General features: G+C 72.2%; 16 protein-coding genes. 6 read left to right on the top strand and 10 right to left on the bottom strand.

The genetic code is table 11. The features are described 5' to 3' along the window. From ACS04_RS38840 to ACS04_RS02610, 3 genes are all read right to left on the bottom strand, one after another. A partial coding sequence (locus tag ACS04_RS38840) for a protein kinase (RefSeq protein ID WP_342449351.1) occupies positions 1–1,650 on the bottom strand: 1,650 nt, incomplete at its 3' end. Positions 1,651–1,794: 144 nt separating this feature from the next. Next, positions 1,795–4,158: a serine/threonine-protein kinase gene (locus ACS04_RS02615; RefSeq protein WP_078864369.1), complete on the bottom strand. Its 2,364-nt coding sequence runs from the start codon at positions 4,156–4,158 to the stop codon at positions 1,795–1,797. A gap of 134 nt (positions 4,159–4,292) precedes the next feature. After that, entirely contained in the window at positions 4,293–5,999 is a 1,707-nt protein-coding gene (locus tag ACS04_RS02610) for a glycerol-3-phosphate dehydrogenase/oxidase (protein WP_048474816.1), read from the bottom strand. A gap of 261 nt (positions 6,000–6,260) precedes the next feature. On the opposite strand from ACS04_RS02610, the gene ACS04_RS02605 reads away from it, so the two are divergent. Both ACS04_RS02605 and ACS04_RS02600 read left to right on the top strand, forming a co-directional pair. Beyond that, positions 6,261–7,556 carry a nucleotide sugar dehydrogenase gene (locus ACS04_RS02605; protein ID WP_048474815.1) on the top strand — a complete coding sequence of 432 codons (1,296 nt, stop codon included), beginning with the start codon at positions 6,261–6,263 and terminating at the stop codon, positions 7,554–7,556. A 166-nt stretch (positions 7,557–7,722) separates the two neighbouring features. Then, complete coding sequence (locus tag ACS04_RS02600; protein WP_048474814.1) at positions 7,723–8,214, top strand: hypothetical protein; 492 nt, start codon at positions 7,723–7,725, stop codon at positions 8,212–8,214. Between the two features lie 130 nt (positions 8,215–8,344). Here ACS04_RS02600 and ACS04_RS02595 read toward each other — a convergent pair whose 3' ends face one another. The 4 genes from ACS04_RS02595 to ACS04_RS02580 form a co-directional block, all read right to left on the bottom strand. Next, positions 8,345–9,469 carry a GuaB3 family IMP dehydrogenase-related protein gene (locus ACS04_RS02595; RefSeq protein WP_048474813.1) on the bottom strand — a complete coding sequence of 375 codons (1,125 nt, stop codon included), beginning with the start codon at positions 9,467–9,469 and terminating at the stop codon, positions 8,345–8,347. Positions 9,470–9,613: 144 nt separating this feature from the next. Beyond that, positions 9,614–11,113: an IMP dehydrogenase gene (gene guaB / locus ACS04_RS02590; RefSeq protein ID WP_048474812.1), complete on the bottom strand. Its 1,500-nt coding sequence runs from the start codon at positions 11,111–11,113 to the stop codon at positions 9,614–9,616. Between the two features lie 131 nt (positions 11,114–11,244). Then, complete coding sequence (locus ACS04_RS02585; RefSeq protein WP_030864315.1) at positions 11,245–11,874, bottom strand: sigma-70 family RNA polymerase sigma factor; 630 nt, start codon at positions 11,872–11,874, stop codon at positions 11,245–11,247. 365 nt (positions 11,875–12,239) lie between these two features. Further along, a complete protein-coding gene (locus ACS04_RS02580) occupies positions 12,240–12,851 on the bottom strand; it encodes a response regulator transcription factor (RefSeq protein WP_003948568.1) in 612 nt (203 codons plus the stop codon). A gap of 379 nt (positions 12,852–13,230) precedes the next feature. Between ACS04_RS02580 and ACS04_RS02575 the strand changes: the two genes are divergently transcribed. Further along, the gene (locus tag ACS04_RS02575) at positions 13,231–13,557 is read left to right on the top strand and encodes a WhiB family transcriptional regulator (RefSeq protein ID WP_030864318.1); all 327 of its coding nucleotides are present in this window, start codon (positions 13,231–13,233) and stop codon (positions 13,555–13,557) included. Between the two features lie 99 nt (positions 13,558–13,656). On the opposite strand, the gene ACS04_RS02570 is transcribed toward ACS04_RS02575, so the two are convergent. Further along, positions 13,657–14,574 (bottom strand): LysR family transcriptional regulator, encoded by a 918-nt coding sequence (locus tag ACS04_RS02570; RefSeq protein ID WP_048474811.1) that lies wholly within the window; start codon positions 14,572–14,574, stop codon positions 13,657–13,659. Between the two features lie 77 nt (positions 14,575–14,651). Here ACS04_RS02570 and ACS04_RS02565 point away from each other — a divergent pair, with 77 nt between their 5' ends. From ACS04_RS02565 to ACS04_RS02555, 3 genes are all read left to right on the top strand, one after another. Beyond that, positions 14,652–15,368, top strand: a complete 717-nt coding sequence (locus tag ACS04_RS02565) for an MOSC domain-containing protein (RefSeq protein WP_048474810.1) — start codon at positions 14,652–14,654, stop codon at positions 15,366–15,368. A gap of 138 nt (positions 15,369–15,506) precedes the next feature. Then, positions 15,507–16,280 carry an SDR family NAD(P)-dependent oxidoreductase gene (locus ACS04_RS02560; RefSeq protein ID WP_048474809.1) on the top strand — a complete coding sequence of 258 codons (774 nt, stop codon included), beginning with the start codon at positions 15,507–15,509 and terminating at the stop codon, positions 16,278–16,280. Positions 16,281–16,375: 95 nt separating this feature from the next. After that, positions 16,376–17,065, top strand: coding sequence for an ester cyclase (locus ACS04_RS02555; protein ID WP_048474808.1), 690 nt, complete (start codon positions 16,376–16,378; stop codon positions 17,063–17,065). A 125-nt stretch (positions 17,066–17,190) separates the two neighbouring features. On the opposite strand, the gene groL is transcribed toward ACS04_RS02555, so the two are convergent. Together groL and groES are read right to left on the bottom strand one after the other, a co-directional pair. Further along, on the bottom strand, positions 17,191–18,819 hold the full coding sequence (gene groL / locus ACS04_RS02550) for a chaperonin GroEL (RefSeq protein ID WP_048474807.1): 1,629 nt from the start codon (positions 18,817–18,819) through the stop codon (positions 17,191–17,193). Between the two features lie 116 nt (positions 18,820–18,935). Further along, positions 18,936–19,244, bottom strand: coding sequence for a co-chaperone GroES (gene groES, locus ACS04_RS02545; protein WP_030154760.1), 309 nt, complete (start codon positions 19,242–19,244; stop codon positions 18,936–18,938). Positions 19,245–19,499: the final 255 nt, after the last annotated feature.

The raw sequence follows: 19,499 nt of genomic DNA, 5'->3' as shown, positions 1-19,499 counted from the left end.
TTGGAGGGGCGGGGCGGGCTGAACGGACGGGGTGGGCTCCGGTGCCGGCCGGCCGGGCTGGATGCGCCCCGGCAGGGGCCGGGCGTCCGGCTGCCCGGGGAGCGGGTACGGGCCCGGGTCCGAGCCGTCGGAACCGTTCGGCCCGGGCCGGCCGGGGCGCAGGGAGGCGGTCGGATCGGGGGCTTCGGCCTGGCGGTAGCCCTCGGGCAGGGCGAGTGGGGCGGGCAGCGCGGGGCGCACCGGCTCCGGTTTGGGCCGCGCTTCGAGCTCCTGCGCCGGCTCCCGCACCGGATGCGGCTCCTGCCCGGGTTCCTGCCCGGGTTCCTGCTCGGGCTCCGCCGGATCGGCGGGTGCGAGCGCGGCCGGCCGGCGCGGGGTGGCTCCGTGCCACGGCGCGTTCGTACGGCCGGCTCCGTCCGGGCCCCCGTACGGGTACGAGTAGCCCTGCGGGAGCTTCGACCCCTGCGGCCTCGGCTCCCGCGCGGGCTCGGAGCCGCCCTTGCGCTGCTCGGTGACCCGTGCGGCGGCCGCCTGCGCCCCGGCCCGGTACGCGGCGATGGCCCCGGCGCGGGCGGCGGCCTTGAGGTCGGGCCGCTCCCCCGCCGTCCGGGGGTTGATGTGGTCGGAGTACCGCGGTCCGGTGTCGTAACCCGGCGCCACGAGCGGCGCGTACCCGCCCGCGCCCGTGCCCGCCTCCGGACCCCGGCCCGCGTCCGCGCCCGGGCCCGTGCCCGTGCCCGGGCCGCCGTCCGCGCCGTCGGCCGCCGGCCCGCCCCGTACGGCGAGGCCCGCGCCGGGCTGCGCGTCCGGCCGCGCGCCCCGGCCGCCGCCCTCACCCAGCGCGTCCGGGTACGGGTCCGGGTCCGGTGGCAGGTCCGGGTACGGGTTCCACGACAGCTCGGGTTCCGCGCCGGGCCCCGGCTCGCCGCCCGGGGCCGGCCGGGGGCCGGGCGCCGCGCTCCGGCCCGGACCGGCGCCGGAAATCGGCCCCGCGGCCCAGCCCTTGACCGGCGGCGGGGCGTCCCAGGTCTCGGCTGCGGGCAGCGCGGACTCCGCGGGGATCGGGTCGTAGCCGCACAGGGCGTCCTCGGCGGCGCCCGCCGCCAGGCCCGTCAGGACGACCCGGCCGTCATCGCATATCAACACGGTCCGGACCGTGATGTTCCGGTGCGTCCAGCCGTGCGCGTGGAGCACCCGCAGCGCGGTCAGCACGTCCGCCGCGACCTCCGCCGCCCGGTAGGGGCTCAGGGGTTCTTCGGCGATCAGCGCCGCCAGCGGACGCGCCGGCACCAACTCGCTCACTATCCACAGCGACCCGCCCTCGGCGAACACGTCGAAGACCTGGTCCAGTCGGGGATGGTCCGGCACGGACGCGGCCGCCTGCGCCGCCGCGATCGCCCGGCGCACGGCCGGCAGATCCCCCACCGCCCGGCGTCCGGCCGCCGCAGCGGGCCGCGGGCCGCCGACGGGCGGGGCGTCCCCGTCCAGCAGCTCGGCGTCCACGATCTCCGGCAACGGCACCTGCCGTACCAGGACTTCCTGCCCGCTGCGCGTGTCGAAGGCGCGGGTCTCGACCAGCTCGTACTCGTCCGACGGCGGAAGCGGCAGACGGTAGCGGCCGGCCAGGATCCGGCCCGCGTAGTCCTCCACTTCGCCTCCCCCGAGTGCCGGGGCGCACGTCCCCCATGGCCCCACTGCCACGATACGTCGCGCAGGGCGCCCGCGTCCCGAGCCTGCGAAGGCTCGTCACCCGGCCCTGCCGGGAGCAAAGTTCCGGCGGAGCGCAGGAGGGGGTCAGCCCAGCGGCTGGAACGTCTGGTAGGCCGTGTTGCGCATCGTCGTGCACTCCGGGGCGTCCCACTGGTCCGCCGCGCAGCTGATCATGATGGCGTAGCCGTGCTTCGCGTCCACCTTGAAACCGCGGTTGAGCACGCGGACCTTGATGCCCTTCTGTTCCCGCTCGAACTCCCAGTCCGCGACGGTCGGGTAGCCGTTGTACTCCGTCGCGTCGATGCGGATCGTGCGGTAGTTGGTGCTGCCGCTCGCCGTTCCGGCGACCGCCTCGGCCCACGCGGCGCGGGCGTCGTTGCCGGGGCTGGCGGTGTAGTCGACCTGGATGCGGGGGAAGCCGCCGTCGCGGCTGTATATCGCGCCGGAGTTCTCGCCGGCTATCCCCGTCACCTTGAAGCCGGACGGCATGGCCATCGAGAAGTGGAACCCGAGGTCCGTCACCTTCGCGTACCCGTCGGGGAGTCCGGTTCCGGGACCGCCCGAACCGGAGCCCTGCCCCTGGCTCTGGCCCTGCTGGCCGCCCGGTGACTGCCCCTGGCTCGGCTGGCTGCCGGGACCGCCGTTGGCGCTTCCGGTGCCGGTGCCGCCCTTGCCCGAGGTGGCGCCGGTCTCGCCGGTCTTGGGCGATGATCCGGGGCTGGGGCTGCCGGACACTGCCGTACCCGGTCCGCCCTTGCCCTCGTCCTTCTTCTTGTCCTTCGGGTCGTCACCGCTGAACGCGTATGCGATGAGCGAACCGATCACGGCGAGCGCGACGACCATACCGGCTATCGCGAGGGCGATGGTGCGGCGGGACATGACATCGGTGAGCGGCGCCGCGACCGGCGAGGGCCTGCCCGGAGCCCGCGCGGGGGCCGGGGACTCGGCCGCCGAGGCCGCCGTGGCCGACGCTGCGGCGGCCGCCGCGGCCGCGGCCTTGCGGGTCGCCTTCAGCGCCGCGCGGGCCCGCTCGCGCTGCTCGCGCTCCAGCCGTTCGCGCTCCTTCTTCTCCGCCTTCTCCGCGGCCTTCTCGGCGGTGGCCTTGGCGGCGGCCTCCTTGGCGTCGGCGAGCGAGATCTGGCGGGTCTCCTCGACGGCCGGAGCGAGGACGGTGGCGGTCACCGGCTCCGGCGCGTTGACGACGGCGGTGAGCATCGCCCGCGCGCGCTCGTCGTCCAGGCGGCGGGCCGGGTCCTTGGCCAGCAGGCCGTAGATGACCTCGGTCAGCGGGCCGGCGTTCTTGGGCGGGTCCACCGGCTCGGTCATCACGGCGGTGAGGGTGGCGAGCGCGGAGCCCTTGTCGTACGGGGGCACGCCTTCGACGGCGGCGTACAGCAGTCCGCCGAGGGACCACATGTCGGCTGGCGGGCCGGGCTTTTGGCCGCGGGCGCGCTCGGGGGAGATGTACGAGGGGGCGCCGACGAGCATGCCGGTGGAGGTGACGGACGGGTCGCCCTCGACCTGGGCGATGCCGAAGTCGGTCAGGACGACGCGACCGGTGCGCGCGATGAGGACGTTGGAGGGCTTCACGTCCCGGTGCAGGATGCCCTGGCCGTGCGCGGCGCGCAGGACGTCGAGGACGGCGAGGCCGACCTCGGCCGCGCGGTGGGGGGTCAGCGGGCCGTTCTCACGGATGAAGTCGGCGAGGGAGGGGCCCTCGATGAGCTCCATGACGATCCACGGGCGGCCGTCCTCGTCGACGACGTCGAAGACGGTGACGGCTCCGCCACTGCGGATCCGCGCGATGGCCTTGGCCTCGCGGAGCGTACGGGTGATGAGGCGGCGCTTCTCGTCCTCGTCGACGCCGGTGCTGAAGCGGAGTTCCTTGACGGCGACCGTGCGGCCGAGGGTCTCGTCCTCGGCGCGCCAGACGGTGCCCATGCCGCCCTTGCCCAGCACTTCGCGCAGGCGGTAGCGGCGCGCGAGCAGCCGGCCCTCGTCCTGGCCGTCCTCGGCGGCCTTGGCGGCGGCCGCCTTGACGGCGGCGGCGACCGCATCGGCCTTCTCGACGACGGGGTTCACCGCGACGCCGGCCTTCTTCTCGCCGACCTTCTCGTCAACCTTCTTCTCGCCGGCCTTCTCGGCGGCCTTCTTCTCGCCGACCTTCTCGTCGCCGGGCTTCTCGGCGGCCTTCTTGTCGCCGGCCTTCTCCTCGGCCTTCGCCGCGGACTTGACCAGGTCCGGCTTCGCCCCCTCGGGCGCAGCGTCCCGGGCCGCTTCCCGTACGGACGGGCCCTCCTCGGCGGCGTCGGCCGCGGCCGGCGCGTCGTTGTTCGCAGCCTCCGGCTCCGCCCCGGCCTCGCTCAGGTCCCGCTCCGCCGCAGGCGACTCGGCACGCGTAGCTTCCTGCTTCGCCGCAGGCGACTCGGTGTGCTCCGGCTTCGACATGCGTCCCCTCTGCGATCGTGCCGCCTGCTGCCCCGGGGATCCCCGGTAACCCGGCCCGGCAGAACCCTCATTGTTCCTCACTCCGCAACGGACGGGCGCCCCGGGTCCGCGGTTCCCCCCTCCGGATCCCGGAGTTACAACGGAACGATGTCGGGCGCCCCCAGCCGCGCGGCGTCCGCCGTCTGGTCGTCCGGCTGCCGCTGCGATTCCCGTTCCGCCTGCACCCGCTTCTCGTAGTGTTCCACTTCCTTCTCGATCTGCTGCTTGTCCCAGCCGAGAACCGGAGCCATCAGCTCCGCACACTCCCGCGCCGATCGCGTCCCCCGGTCGAACGTCTCGATCGAGATGCGCGTCCGCCGCGTCAGCACGTCGTCGAGATGCCGCGCCCCCTCGTGCGAGGCCGCGTACACCACCTCTGCCCGCAGGTAGTCGTCCGCACCGCCCAGCGGCTGCCCCAGCGTCGGGTCCCCCGCGATCAGCTCCAGCAGTTCGTCCGTCATCGAGCCGTACCGGTTCAACAGGTGCTCCACCCGCACCACATGAAGACCCGTCCGGGCGGCGATCCCGGCGCGCCCGTTCCACAGCGCCCGGTATCCCTCCGCCCCCACCAGCGGCACGTCCTCCGTCACGCATGGCGCGACCCGCTGGTCCAGCCCGTGCACCGCCTCGTCGACCGCGTCCTTCGCCATCACCCGGTACGTCGTGTACTTGCCGCCCGCCACCACCACCAGCCCCGGCACGGGATGCGCCACCGTGTGCTCGCGCGAGAGCTTGCTCGTCGCGTCCGACTCCCCGGCCAGCAGCGGCCGCAGACCCGCGTACACCCCCTGCACGTCGTCCCGCGTCAGCGGGACCGCCAGCACCGAGTTCACGTGCTCCAGCAGGTAGTCGATGTCCGCGCTCGACGCCGCGGGATGCGCCTTGTCCAGGTCCCAGTCCGTGTCCGTCGTGCCCACGATCCAGCTGCGGCCCCACGGGATGACGAACAGCACGGACTTCTCCGTCCGCAGGATCAGCCCGGTCGTGGAGTGGATCCGGTCCTTCGGTACGACCAGATGGATGCCCTTCGAGGCCCGGACGTGGAACTGACCGCGCTCCCCGATCAGCGCCTGCGTGTCGTCCGTCCACACCCCGGTCGCGTTCACGATCTGGCGCGCGCGGATCTCGTACTCCCCGCCGCCCTCCACGTCCCGCACGCGCGCCCCGACGACCCGCTCGCCCTCCCGCAGGAATCCGACCACCCGCGCCCGGTTGGCGCACTGCGCCCCGTACGCCGCAGCCGTCCGCACCAGCGTCGCCACGTACCGCGCGTCGTCCATCTGGGCGTCGTAGTACTGCAGCGCCCCCACCAGCGCGTCCTTGCGCAGCGCCGGTGCCACCCGCAGGGCGCGCTTGCGCGACAGGTGCCGGTGCACCGGCAGCCCCCGCCCGTGCCCGCTGGAGACCGACATCGCGTCGTACAGCGCGACGCCCGATCCGGCGTAGAACCGCTCCCAGACCTTGTGCTGGAGCGGGTACAGGAACGGCACGGGCTTCACCAGGTGCGGAGCCAGCCGCTCCAGCAGCAGGCCGCGCTCCTTCAGGGCCTCCCGTACGAGAGCGAAGTCGAGCATCTCCAGATAGCGCAGCCCGCCGTGGATGAGCTTGCTCGACCGGCTGGAGGTGCCGGACGCCCAGTCCCTGGCCTCCACCAGCCCCGTCGAGAGGCCTCTGGTCGCGGCGTCGAGCGCGGTGCCCGCGCCGACCACGCCCGCACCCACCACCAGCACGTCCAGTTCCCGCTCGGCCATCCGGGCGAGCGCCTCTTCGCGCTGGACCGGCCCCAGTGTCGCTGTCCTCACGGCTGCCTCCCGTTGGTGCGGGTCGTCCCGGCTCGGTGCGGGTGACCCCGCTCACATCCCCCCGCTCACGATTCTGACCCGCCGCAGCGACATCAGCCACCGCCTGTGGACAACACAACAGTGACCATCACCCCGTAATACGACACATCGGTCATATATACGCCTAGTCTGACATCGCGCCGGCTCCACACTCCACCTGCACGGTCCACAGGGCTTGCGCACCCAGCCCCCTCATGCATGCCAGGGAAGGGACGGCACCCCATGCCCGCAGATCTCGCCGTCATCGGACTCGGCCACCTCGGCCTCCCGCTGGCCCAGGCGGCCGTCGCCGCCGGAATCGAGACGGTCGGCTACGACAGTGGTCCGGCGACATCCGCAGCACCAGGACCCGCAGGAGCCGCGGGCCCCGCCGGGACGGTGGCCACGGCCGGCGCCACCGACTCCACCCTCACCGCCGCCGAGATCCGCCGCATGTCGGCCGCCGGCTTCCGGATCACCGACAACCCCGCCGAACTCGGCCGTGTCCGCACCGCCGTCATCTGCGCCCCCACCCAACTCGGCGCCGACCGCGCACTCGACCTCAGCGCCGTCGGCGAGGCGGGACACACCCTCGCCGCCCGGCTGCGCCCCCACACCACCGTCATCCTCGAATCCGCGGCCCACCCGGGGGTCACCGAGGACTACCTGCGCCCCATCCTGGAAGCCGGCTCCGGACTGCGCGCCGGCCGGGATTTCCACCTCGCCTACTCCCCCAGCCGGCTCGACCCCGGCAACCGGACGCACGGCATCGCCAACACCCCCAAGGTGATCGGCGGCCTCACCCCCGCCTGCACGGAGTCCGCGCACGCCTTCTACGCCCGCCTCACCGAGAAGGTGGTCAGGGCGCGCGGGCTGCGCGAGGCCGAGACCGTCCAGCTCCTCGAAACGAACTACCGGCACGTCAACATCGCCCTCATGAACGAGATGGCGGTGCTCTGCCACGACCTCGGCGTCGACCTCTGGGACGTCATCCGCTGCGCCGAGACCAAGCCGTACGGCTTCCAGGCCTTCCGGCCCGGCCCGGGGGTCGGCGGCCGCAGCGTCCCCCTCGACCCCAACTACCTCCCCCACACCACCCGCACCCCGGGCCACCCCCTGCGCATGGTCGGCCTGGCGCAGGAGATCAACGGGCGGATGCCCCAGTACGTCATCCAGCGCTGCGCCACCCTGCTGAACGAGCACGGCAAATCGGCCCGCGGCGCCCGCGTCCTGCTGCTCGGCGTCACGTACAAGCCCGACCTCGCCGACCAGGAGGGCTCACCGGCCCGCGAGATCGCCAGCCGCCTGCTCGACCTCGGGGCACTGGTCAGCTACCACGACCCGTTCGTCGCCGGATGGCGCGTCAGGGACCGGCCGGTACCGCGGGCGGAATCGCTGTACGAGGCCGCCGCGAACGCCGACCTGACGATCCTGCTCCAGCACCACCGCACGTACGACCTCCAAGGCCTCGCGGTGAAGGCGCAGTTGCTGCTGGACACCCGCGGGGCCAGCCCGGCGGGCGCGGCACACCGGCTCTGACCGGCCCCGACCGGGCCGGACCCCCGCCGGACCGCGCCCGGAAAACGCGTCAGCGGAAGTCGGAGCCGCCTGCTAGCCTGCGGCGACTCTCATCTCGTCCATACGTCCTCGGCGACCTCCGGGGACACGTATGCGCACGCCCGAATCCCTGGGGGGGATTTCCACCATGAGCCAGCACACCCAGCCGCCCGCGCCGGAATCCGGCGCACCCGCCGCGGCGGCCGCCGTCCCGTACCCCGCCGATCCCGCCCGCACCGGCAACGTCGGCCTGGGCATCGCCGCGGGCGTGGTCGCCGCCCTGATCGCGGCCGCCGCGTACGGCGGGATCATGAACGCGATCGACCGCCAGGTCGGCTACGCGGCCGTCGGCGTGGGTCTGCTGATCGGCTTCGCCGCCGGCAAGGCCGGCGGCAGGAACCCGGCGCTCCCCGTGATCGGCGCGGTCCTCTCCCTCGGCGCCGTCTACCTCGGCCAGCTGTTCTTCATCGCGCTGGCCTTGGCCGACTACGGCAACGTCGGCCTCGGCGAAGTCCTCGGCAAGGCGGGCGTCGGCGGTCTGAACGACATCTGGCAGGAGGGCGCGGACCTGATGGACTACGCCTTCCTCGCCATCGGCGGCTTCGTGGCCTTCGGCGCCGCGAAGAAGGCCGGCGACTGACGCTCCCGACCGACCGACGGTGCCGGGGCCGCTCGACCGGCCCGTACGTGGGCGGACGCCGAAGGGCCGGCTCCCCATCCGGGGAGCCGGCCCTTCGCGTGCGTATGGGGTACGGCGTGCGGCGTACGGGTCAGCGGCTGTGCTGCGAGTCCGCGACCGTGACCTCGACCCGCTGGAACTCCTTGAGCTCGCTGTAGCCGGTCGTGGCCATCGAGCGGCGCAGCGCGCCGAAGATGTTCATCGAGCCGTCCGGGGTGTGCGACGGGCCGGTGAGGATCTCCTCGGTGGTGCCGACCGTGCCGAGGTCGACCTTCTTGCCGCGCGGCACGTCCTCGTGGACGGCCTCCATGCCCCAGTGGTTGCCCCGGCCGGGCGCGTCGGTGGCACGGGCCAGCGGGGAGCCCATCATCACGGCGTCCGCGCCGCAGGCGACGGCCTTCGGGATGTCCCCGGACCAGCCCACGCCGCCGTCGGCGATGACGTGCACGTAGCGGCCGCCGGACTCGTCCATGTAGTCGCGGCGGGCCGCGGCCACGTCCGCGACGGCGGTGGCCATCGGGACCTGGATGCCGAGCACGTTGCGCGTGGTGTGCGCGGCGCCGCCGCCGAAGCCGACCAGCACGCCCGCCGCGCCGGTGCGCATCAGGTGCAGGGCCGCGGTGTACGTGGCGCAGCCGCCGACGATGACCGGGACGTCGAGCTCGTAGATGAACTGCTTCAGGTTCAGCGGCTCGGCGGCGCCGGAGACGTGCTCCGCCGACACGGTGGTGCCGCGGATCACGAAGATGTCCACGCCCGCGTCGACGACGGCCTTGGAGAACTCGGCGGTGCGCTGCGGGGAGAGCGCGGCGGCGGTGACGACGCCGGAGTCGCGGACCTCCTTGATGCGCTGCCGGATCAGGTCCGCCTGGATGGGGGCGGAGTAGATCTCCTGGAGACGGCGGGTGGCGGACTCCTCGTCCAGCTCCCGGATCTCGTCGAGGAGCGGCTGCGGGTCCTCGTAGCGGGTCCACAGGCCTTCGAGGTTCAGCACGCCGAGGCCGCCGAGCTCGCCGATGCGGATGGCGGTCTGCGGGGAGACGACCGAGTCCATGGGGGCGGCCAGGAAGGGGAGCTCGAAGCGGTAGGCGTCGATCTGCCAGGCGATCGAGACCTCCTTCGGGTCCCGCGTACGCCGGCTCGGGACGATGGCGATGTCGTCGAACGCGTACGCCCTGCGGCCGCGCTTGCCGCGCCCGATCTCGATCTCAGTCACGTGTGGTGGCCTTTCCTCTGGGTCTGCCCGTCCAGTATCCCCGAACCCCGGCGCCGCGCGTTCCGGTGACCGCTGTACGGACGTCCGCCCGGGCACGGCGAAGGGGGCGGGTCCGGGTGGACCCGCCCCCTTCGGCGCCGTCGGTCAGCTCTTGCGGCTGTAGTTCGGCGCCTCGACCGTCATCTGGATGTCGTGCGGGTGGCTCTCCTTGAGGCCCGCCGAGGTGATGCGGACGAAGCGGCCGCGGTCCTGGAGCTCGGGCACCGTGCGGCCGCCGACGTAGAACATCGACTGGCGCAGGCCGCCCACGAGCTGGTGCACGACCGCGGAGAGGGGGCCGCGGTACGGGACCTGGCCCTCGATGCCCTCGGGGATGAGCTTGTCGTCGCCGCCCACGCCCTCCTGGAAGTAGCGGTCCTTGGAGAAGGAGCGCTGGTCGCCGCGGGACTGCATCGCACCGAGCGAACCCATGCCTCGGTACGACTTGAACTGCTTGCCGTTGATGAAGAGCAGCTCGCCGGGGGACTCCTCGCAGCCCGCGAGGAGCGAGCCGAGCATCACCGTGTCGGCGCCCGCGACGAGCGCCTTGGCGATGTCGCCGGAGTACTGGAGGCCGCCGTCGCCGATGACCGGGACGCCGGCCGCCTTCGCCGCGAGGGAGGCCTCGTAGATGGCGGTGACCTGCGGGACGCCGATGCCGGCGACGACGCGGGTGGTGCAGATGGAGCCCGGGCCGACGCCGACCTTGATGCCGTCGCAGCCGGCGTCGATCAGCGCCTGGGCGCCGTCGCGGGTGGCGACGTTGCCGCCGATGACGTCGACGGAGGAGTTCGACTTGATCTTGGCGACCATGTCGCCGACCAGGCGGGAGTGGCCGTGGGCGGTGTCGACGACGATGAAGTCGGCGCCCGCCTCGATCAGCGCCTGGGCGCGCTCGTACGCGTCGCCGGCGACGCCCACCGCGGCGCCGACCAGGAGGCGGCCGTCCTTGTCCTTGGCGGCGTTCGGGTACTTCTCGGCCTTGACGAAGTCCTTGACCGTGATGAGGCCCTTGAGGATGCCCGCGTCGTCGACCAGCGGCAGCTTCTCGATCTTGTGGCGGCGCAGCAGCTCCATGGCGTCCACGCCGGAGATGCCGACCTTGCCCGTGACCAGCGGCATCGGGGTCATGACCTCGCGCACCTGGCGGCTGCGGTCCGACTCGAAGGCCATGTCGCGGTTGGTGACGATGCCGAGCAGCTTGCCCGCGGCATCGGTGACCGGGACGCCGGAGATGCGGAACTTCGCGCACAGCTGGTCCGCCTCGCCCAGCGTCGCGTCCGGGTGCACCGTGATCGGGTCGGTGACCATGCCGGACTCGGAGCGCTTGACCAGGTCGACCTGGTTGGCCTGGTCGGCGATCGACAGGTTGCGGTGCAGTACGCCGACACCGCCCTGGCGGGCCATCGCGATGGCCATGCGGGCCTCGGTGACCTTGTCCATGGCGGCGGACAGCAGCGGGACGTTCACGCGGACGTTGCGCGAGATGAGGGAGGAGGTGTCGATCGCGTCAGGCGACATGTCCGACGCGCCCGGCAGCAGCAGCACGTCGTCGTAGGTCAGTCCGAGCGTGGCGAATTTGTCGGGCACTCCGTCGGCGGTCATGACACCTTCCCAAATGGTCTTGCTCAGCGCGGATGTCCATGCTAACGGGATCCCGAGGCGTCTCATTCCACGACCAAGGTCAAGGAGAAGTTTCGTCTCTTCCTACGAGCCTGGCGGGAAGATCGGGGCCGTCACTGCTCGGCGAGCGCGCGCAGCCGGCTGAGCGCGCGGTGCTGTGCGACCCGCACCGCGCCGGGGGACATCCCGAGCATCTGGCCGGTCTCCTCGGCCGTCAGGCCGACCGCCACGCGCAGTACGAGGAGCTCGCGCTGGTTCTCCGGGAGGTTGGCCAGCAGCTTCTTGGCCCAGGCGGCGTCGCTGCTCAGCAGCGCCCGCTCCTCGGGACCCAGCGAGTCGTCCGGTCGCTCCGGCATCTCGTCGGAGGGCACGGCCGTACTGCCCGGATGCCGCATGGCGGCGCGCTGGAGGTCGGCGACCTTGTGCGCGGCGATGGCGAAGACGAAGGCCTCGAAGGGGCGGCCGGTGTCCCGGTACCGCGGCAGCGCCATCAGGACGGCGACGCAGACCTCCTGCGCGAGGTCCTCCACGAAGTGGCGGGCGTCGCCCGGGAGCCGCGAGAGCCGGGTCCGGCAGTAGCGGATGGCCAGCGGGTGCACGAAGGCGAGCAGATCGTGCGTCGCCTGCTCGTCACCTTCGACCGCTCTGCGTACGAGCGCGCTGACGGCCCCGGCGCTGCCGCTTTTGGCGGCGCCGGTGGAGCCTGTGGCCGTGGGTGACCCCTGGGCCTCGTCGTCGCGCATCAATCCATGGTGCCTTGGCGCCGGAGCATTCGCGCCGCCACGGCCCGTGTTGTGCGTCGAAGCGTTATGAGCGGGTGCGCCTGAACTCGTCACCGCGCCCTCCCCTCCCGCTCGACCGGATACTCCCCGAGGCCCCATCCCAGAAAATGCGCCACACCTCAAGCATGCGGCATCGCGCGCGAAGCGACACGTTCCCCGATTGTGCCCCGCCCGTCCCCGGGTGCGCACCGGGTACGGCGGGACCGGAACGGACGGGAACGCGGCGGGCGGGAGCCCGGCTCGGCACGAGCCGCGCGGGAAACGGGCCGCCCCGCCCGCCGGTGGCGGACGGGACCGCTCTCAGCGACCGGCCTGCGGACCCACGGTCAGCGGACCAGGCCCCAGCGGAACCCGAGCGCCACGGCGTGCGCCCGGTCCGAGGCGCCCAGCTTCTTGAACAGCCGGCGGGCGTGCGTCTTGACCGTGTCCTCGGAGAGGAAGAGCTCGCGCCCGATCTCCGCGTTGGACCGGCCGTGGCTCATGCCCTCCAGCACCTGGATCTCGCGCGCGGTGAGCGTGGGCGCGGCGCCCATCTCGGCCGAGCGGAGCCGGCGCGGGGCCAGCCGCCAGGTCGGGTCGGCGAGTGCCTGGGTGACCGTGGCCCGCAGTTCGGCGCGCGAGGCGTCCTTGTGCAGATAGCCCCGGGCGCCGGCGGCGACCGCGAGGGCCACGCCGTCCAGGTCCTCGGCGACCGTCAGCATGATGATGCGGGCGCCCGGATCGGCCGAGAGCAGCCGGCGCACCGTCTCCACACCGCCCAGCCCCGGCATCCGTACATCCATCAGAATGAGGTCGGAGCGGTCGGCACCCCAGCGGCGGAGGACTTCCTCGCCGTTGGCAGCCGTCGTCACACGCTCGACGCCGGGCACGGTGGCAACCGCGCGACGGAGCGCCTCTCGGGCAAGCGGGGAGTCGTCGCAGACGAGGACGGAAGTCATGACCGCCCTCCGCAGCTGCTGATGCGCGTCACCTTGAGCCTCCAGGCTGGTACGTATCGTCACCTGTGCGGTCGATGCTCTCGGACACCTGTCCGGGAACTTCTTCGTTCAACCGCCTTCGCACTCTCAACGATGGTCACTCGAAAGAGTTACGGGTCGGACGGACACCTTCGGCACTCTACGTGAGGAAGCGAATACGGCGCGGCTGCCACTCTCCGCGTGTCGTCCATCTGGAGCTATGCCCTATTTGGCGGCTTTTCTTCCGTTTGGCATGTGTCTGAGGCTAGATTCCCAATGAGTCATATTTACATCTACTACGACAGTAGGTGTGGAGACTTGGACCGTATCCGTCTCAGTACCGGCACCAAGAGGACTACCCATGGCAGATTTCTCCCGCCTCCCCGGACCGAACGCCGACCTCTGGGACTGGCAGCTGCTGGCAGCCTGCCGAGGAGTCGACAGCTCCCTCTTCTTCCACCCGGAAGGCGAGCGGGGCGCGGCCAGGAGCGCGCGCGAGGCCTCGGCTAAAGAGGTCTGCATGAGATGCCCGGTGCGCTCCGAATGCGCCGCGCACGCACTGGCCGTCCGTGAGCCCTACGGGGTGTGGGGGGGCCTCACCGAGGACGAGCGCGAAGAACTGATGGGACGCGCACGCCATCGCCTGATCCCCGCGTCGAGCACGATCGGCCCCCTGCCGCCCCACTGATCCGCGGTTCGCCGAAACGTACGAAGGAACGTTTCCCCAACCTGTGCGCGGACCGGGACCGGCCCGGAACGTCACGCGTTCGGCCGTACCGCCGTACGGTCAACGCGTGGCGGCCCGCTCCAGTTCGGCCAGGGTCGCCGCCACGGCCGGTACGCGCGCCAGGTCGGGCAGGGTCAGCGCCACGACCTCCCGCTCCACCGCGGGTTCCACGGCCAGCGTGCTCACGCCCTTGGCCCGGACGGACTCCACCGCCAGCTCCGGCAGTACGGCGACGCCCAGCCCGGCGCCCACCAGGCCGACCACGGCCGGGTAGTCGTCGGTCGCGAAGTCGATGCGCGGGGTGAAGCCCACCTCCTCGCACACCTCCACCAGATGGCGGCGGCAGCGCGGACAGCCCGCGATCCAGGGCTCGTCGGCCAGTTCGGCCATGCCCACCCGGTCGGCCCCCGCCAGCCGGTGCCCCTCGGGAACCAGCCCGACGAGCCGGTCCGTGAGCAGCGGCCGCACCACCAGGTCCTCCCACTCGCCGGCGTCGGCCGGCCCGGCGGCCGCGGGCGAGGCCGAGCCGTACCGGAAGGCCAGCGCGAGATCGCAGTCGCCCTCGCGCAGCATCTCCACCGACCGCGGCGGCTCCGCCTCGACCAGCGAGATCCGGGTACCGGGGTGCGCGGCGCGCATCGCGGCGAGCGCGGTCGGCACCAGCGTCGAGCTGCCGCTGGGGAAGGACACCAGCCGGACCCGGCCCGCGCGCAGCCCGGCGATGGCCGCGACCTCCTCCTCCGCGGCGGTCAGCCCGGCGAGGATCCCGGCGGCGTGCCGGACCAGGGCCGTCCCGGCCTGGGTGAGGCGCATCTCGCGGCCGGCGCGGACGAGGAGCGGGGTGCCGGCCGACTGCTCCAGCGCCTTCATCTGCTGGGAGACGGCGGGCTGGGTGCAGCCGAGCTCGCGGGCGGCGGCGGAGAAGGAGCCGGTCCCGGCGACGGCGCGCAGCACCCGGAGATGTCGTGCCTCGATCATCCTCCGAGCATAAGCCCAGCTTTGGGCCCGGCGCGAATACTCTCGCGCTCCTTTGAGGGCTCGGCTACCGTGACTCCATGCCCCCCTTCGCTCCCGGCGCTCCCGGCGCCCCCGCGGCCCCCCGTCGCGTCCTCTCCGTGAACCTCGGCCGGGCGACGGCCGTCGACCACACCGACGCCGCGGGCGGGCTGACCGGCATCGGCAAGAAGCCCGTCCCCGGCCCGGTCGACGTCTTCGCCCCCGGACCCGAAGGGGTCGGCGGCAGCGGCCTGGCGGGGGACTCCGTCTGCGACCTGCGCCACCACGGCGGGGACCACCAGGCGGTCTACGCCTACGCGCGCGAGGACCTCGACTGGTGGGAGGCCGAACTGGGCCGCGAACTGCCCGCCGGGCTCTTCGGCGAGAACCTCACCACCACCGGCCTGGACCTGACGGGCGCACGGCTCGGCGAGCGCTGGCGGGTCGGCTCGGGCGGCCTCGTCCTCGAAGTGGCCTCGGCGCGCATCCCGTGCCGTACCTTCCAGGGCGCCCTCGGCGAGCGGGGCTGGGTCAAGCGGTTCACGGAAGCCGTACGGCCGGGCGCGTACCTGCGCGTGGTCCGGGAGGGTCCGGTCTCCCCCGGCGACCGCGTCGAGGTCGTGCACCGGCCGGACCACGACGTGACGGTGGAGCTCTGGTTCCGCGCCTTCACCACCGACCGGTCGCTGCTCCCGGACACGCGGGCGGCGGGCGAGGCCATGGCTCCGCAGTGGCACGAGATGGCCTCGGCGCACGTGGCGAAGTACGGGCGGTAGGGCGGGAACAGGGGTTTTCGTAGCCGGAAGTAGCGGTTCCGCAGCGGGAAGCGACGGTGTGCGGCGCCGACGATCACGAAGGGGTACCGCCCGGCGGGCTCCCCTTGAGCTGTCGCCGGGGGCGGCTAGGTTGCGCTTATGACGACTGCGTTGATTACGGGATCCACGGCGGGCATCGGCGCCGCCTTCGCCCGGCGGCTCGCCGCCCAGGGCCACAACCTCGTGCTGGTGGCCCGGGATGTGAAGCGGCTCGGCGAGCAGGCCACCGAACTGCACGACCGGCACGGCATCGAGGCCGAGGTGCTGGCGGCCGACCTGTCCACCGACGAGGGCATCGCCGCCGTCGAGCGCCGCCTCGGCGACCGCACGCACCCGGTGGACCTGCTGGTCAACAACGCGGGCTTCGGCAACAAGGGCCGCTTCCTCGAAGTCTCCATGGCCGACGAGCTGACCATGCTCAAGGTGCACGTCGAGGCCGTCCTGCGGCTGACCTCGGCGGCCACCGAGTCGATGCGCTCGCGGGGCCGGGGCGGCGTCGTCAACGTGGCCTCGGTGGCGGCGTTCGTACCGCGCGGCACGTACGGGGCGAGCAAGGCCTGGGTCGTGCAGTTCACGCAGGGCGCGGCGCGGGACCTGTCCGGAACGGGCGTACGGCTGATGGCGCTGTGCCCGGGCTTCGTGCGCACCGAGTTCCACCAGCGCGCCGGCATGGGCACGGACAACATCCCCAACTGGATGTGGCTGGACGCGGACAAGCTGGTGGCGACGGCCCTGGACGACCTGGCGCGCGGCAAGACGGTCTCCGTCCCGGACCCGCGCTACAAGGCGCTGATGGGCGTGGTGAAGCTGACGCCCCGCGGGCTGCTGGGCGGGGTGTCCTCGCGCACGGGCCGCAAGTACGGTCCGCAGTAGTCCGGGGCGACCTCCGGGCAGTCAGGCCCCGAAACCCGCCGAACGGGTGAAATCTCCCTAAACTGGATACGTCCCTTCCAGTGCGGGAGTGCGCCATGACATTCGTACAGATAGTCGATTACGAGACCAGCAGGCCCGAGGCGGTCGACGAGGTCATCGACCGCTACCTGGAGAAGACGAAGGGCAGGCGCACCGTGTCCCACACCGTGGTGGGCAGGGACCGGGAATCCGAGACCCACTTCGTCGACGTCGTCGAATTCCCGTCGTACGAAGCGGCCATGAAGAACTCTCACCTCCCCGAGACGGACACGATGTTCCAGGAGATGACGGCCCTCTGCGACGGGATGCCCCGGTTCACCAACCTCGACGTCGTCCGCGACGAGCACCTCAACACGCTGCTGGCGAACCGCATGTTCGGCGAGATCGCGATGAAGGGCGACCTGTCCGTCGTGGACGAGATCTTCGCGACGGACTACCGGGACCACGACATCAGCCGGCCCGAGGTCAAGATCGGCCGCGACGGCATCCGCGAGGACGTGCGGATGTGGCGGAGCGCCTTCGACTTCGCCTTCACCCTGGACGCGCAGACGGCGCAGGAGGACTACGTCACCACGCTGTGGACCTTCAGCGGCAAGCACCGGGGCGAGTTCATGGGGATCGCCCCGACCGGCAGGGACTGCACGATGACCGGCACGACGGTCTTCCGGTGCGAGGACGCAATGATCAAGGAAGGCTGGTGGCACTACGACGCCATGCGGCTGATGAGGGACTTGGGCGCGATGTGAGACCGCCCGCCCTGAGCCACTCGCCCGATGCCGCCCGCCCGCGCCACCCGGCCCGCGCCGCCCGGCCAACGGGGAAGGCCCCGTTCCGCAGGTGCGGAACGGGGCCTTCCCGGTGTGGGGCGCGATCAGTGGCTGTGACCGTGACCGTGGCCGTGACCGGCCTCGGCCTCTTCCTCGGCCGGCTTCTCGACGACCAGGGTCTCGGTCGTGAGCAGCAGGGAGGCGATGGAAGCGGCGTTCTCCAGCGCGGAGCGGGTGACCTTGACCGGGTCGATGACGCCGGCCTTGACCAGGTCGCCGTACTCGCCGGTGGCGGCGTTGAAGCCCTGGCCCTTGTCGAGCTCGGCGACCTTCGAGGTGATGACGTAGCCCTCGAGGCCGGCGTTCTCCGCGATCCAGCGCAGCGGCTCGACGGCGGCGCGGCGGACGACCGCGACACCCGTGCCCTCGTCGCCGGACAGACCCAGGTTGCCTTCGAGCACCTTCACGGCGTGGACGAGCGCGGAGCCACCGCCGGAGACGATGCCCTCCTCGACCGCGGCGCGGGTCGCCGAGATGGCGTCCTCGAGACGGTGCTTCTTCTCCTTGAGCTCCACCTCGGTGGCGGCGCCGACCTTGATGACGCAGACGCCGCCGGCGAGCTTCGCCAGGCGCTCCTGCAGCTTCTCGCGGTCCCAGTCGGAGTCCGTGGACTCGATCTCGGCCTTGATCTGGTTGACGCGGCCGAGGACCTCCTCGGAGCTGCCGGCACCGTCGACGATCGTGGTGTCGTCCTTGGAGACGGTCACGCGGCGCGCGGACCCGAGTACGTCCAGACCGGCCTGGTCGAGCTTGAGGCCGACCTCCTCGGAGATGACGGTGGCACCGGTGAGGGTGGCCATGTCCTGGAGCATCGCCTTGCGGCGGTCACCGAAGCCGGGGGCCTTGACGGCGACCGCGTTGAAGGTGCCGCGGATCTTGTTGACGACGAGGGTGGAGAGCGCCTCGCCCTCGACGTCCTCGGCGATGATCAGCAGCGGCTTCGAGGCGCCGGCCTGGATGACCTTCTCCAGCAGCGGCAGGAGGTCCTGGATGGAGGAGATCTTGCCCTGGTTGATCAGGATGTACGGGTCGTCGAGGACGGCCTCCATACGCTCCTGGTCGGTGACCATGTACGGGGAGAGGTAGCCCTTGTCGAAGGCCATGCCCTCGGTGAACTCCAGCTCCAGGCCGAAGGCGTTGGACTCCTCGACGGTGATGACACCGTCCTTGCCGACCTTGTCCATCGCCTCGGCGATGAGCTCGCCGACCTGCTGGTCCTGCGCGGAGAGCGCGGCCACGGCGGCGATGTCGGACTTGTCCTCGATCGGGCGGGCGGTCGCGAGGAGCTCCTCGGACACGGCCTTGACCGCGGCGTCGATGCCCTTCTTCAGGGCGGCCGGGGAGGCGCCGGCGGCGACGTTGCGCAGACCCTCGCGGACCAGCGCCTGGGCCAGCACGGTGGCGGTGGTGGTGCCGTCACCCGCGATGTCGTTGGTCTTGGTCGCCACCTCCTTCACCAGCTGCGCGCCCAGGTTCTCGTACGGGTCGTCCAGCTCGACCTCGCGAGCGATGGTGACACCGTCGTTGGTGATGGTGGGGGCGCCGAACTTCTTGTCGATGACGACGTTGCGGCCCTTGGGGCCGATCGTCACCTTCACCGTGTCGGCCAGCTTGTTGACGCCGCGCTCGAGGGCGCGACGGGCGTCCTCGTCGAACTTCAGGATCTTCGCCATGGGAGCGGTTCAGCCCTCTCGAAAACTCGGGTTTAACGAACTGCGCCCCTTGCCGCCCGGCAATCAGCGGGGTGACCAGGGGCGCAGCTCAAAGCAATGCTTGATGCTTCGGTGAATTACTTCTCGATGATCGCGAGCACGTCGCGGGCCGAGAGGACGAGGTACTCCTCGCCGCTGTACTTCACTTCGGTGCCGCCGTACTTGCTGTACAGCACGATGTCGCCGACGCTGACGTCCAGCGGGAGACGCTGGCCGTCCTCGAAGCGACCCGGGCCCACGGCGAGGACGACGCCCTCCTGGGGCTTCTCCTTCGCGGTGTCCGGGATGACCAGGCCGGAAGCCGTGGTCTGCTCGGCGTCGAGCGGCTGGACCACAATGCGGTCCTCGAGCGGCTTGATGGCAACCTTGGAGCTGGTGGTCGTCACGATCCGACCTCCCCCTTCGGAGATCTCACGGGGCTAACTGTCTGGGTGGCGACCAGGTGGATCCGTCGTCGCGGGTGCCGGACCTGCCCGTCGCTGTGTTGGCACTCACCGGGGGTGAGTGCCAGGTGCGAGACTATTCCGGTGATTAGCACTCGGTCAAGCGGAGTGCCAACACGCTCCCCCGGGTGGTCCGGATCGGGGGTGTTTCCCCGGGCCCGCGGTGCCCTCCTCGCGACCCGGCCCCCCGGGCGCGGT

Source organism: Streptomyces roseus, from assembly GCF_001044425.1.
Taxonomy (GTDB): Bacteria; Actinomycetota; Actinomycetes; order Streptomycetales; family Streptomycetaceae; genus Streptomyces; species Streptomyces roseus.
Note: the sequence above shows the minus strand (reverse complement) of the source record. Positions and strands in the feature narration are given on the sequence as shown.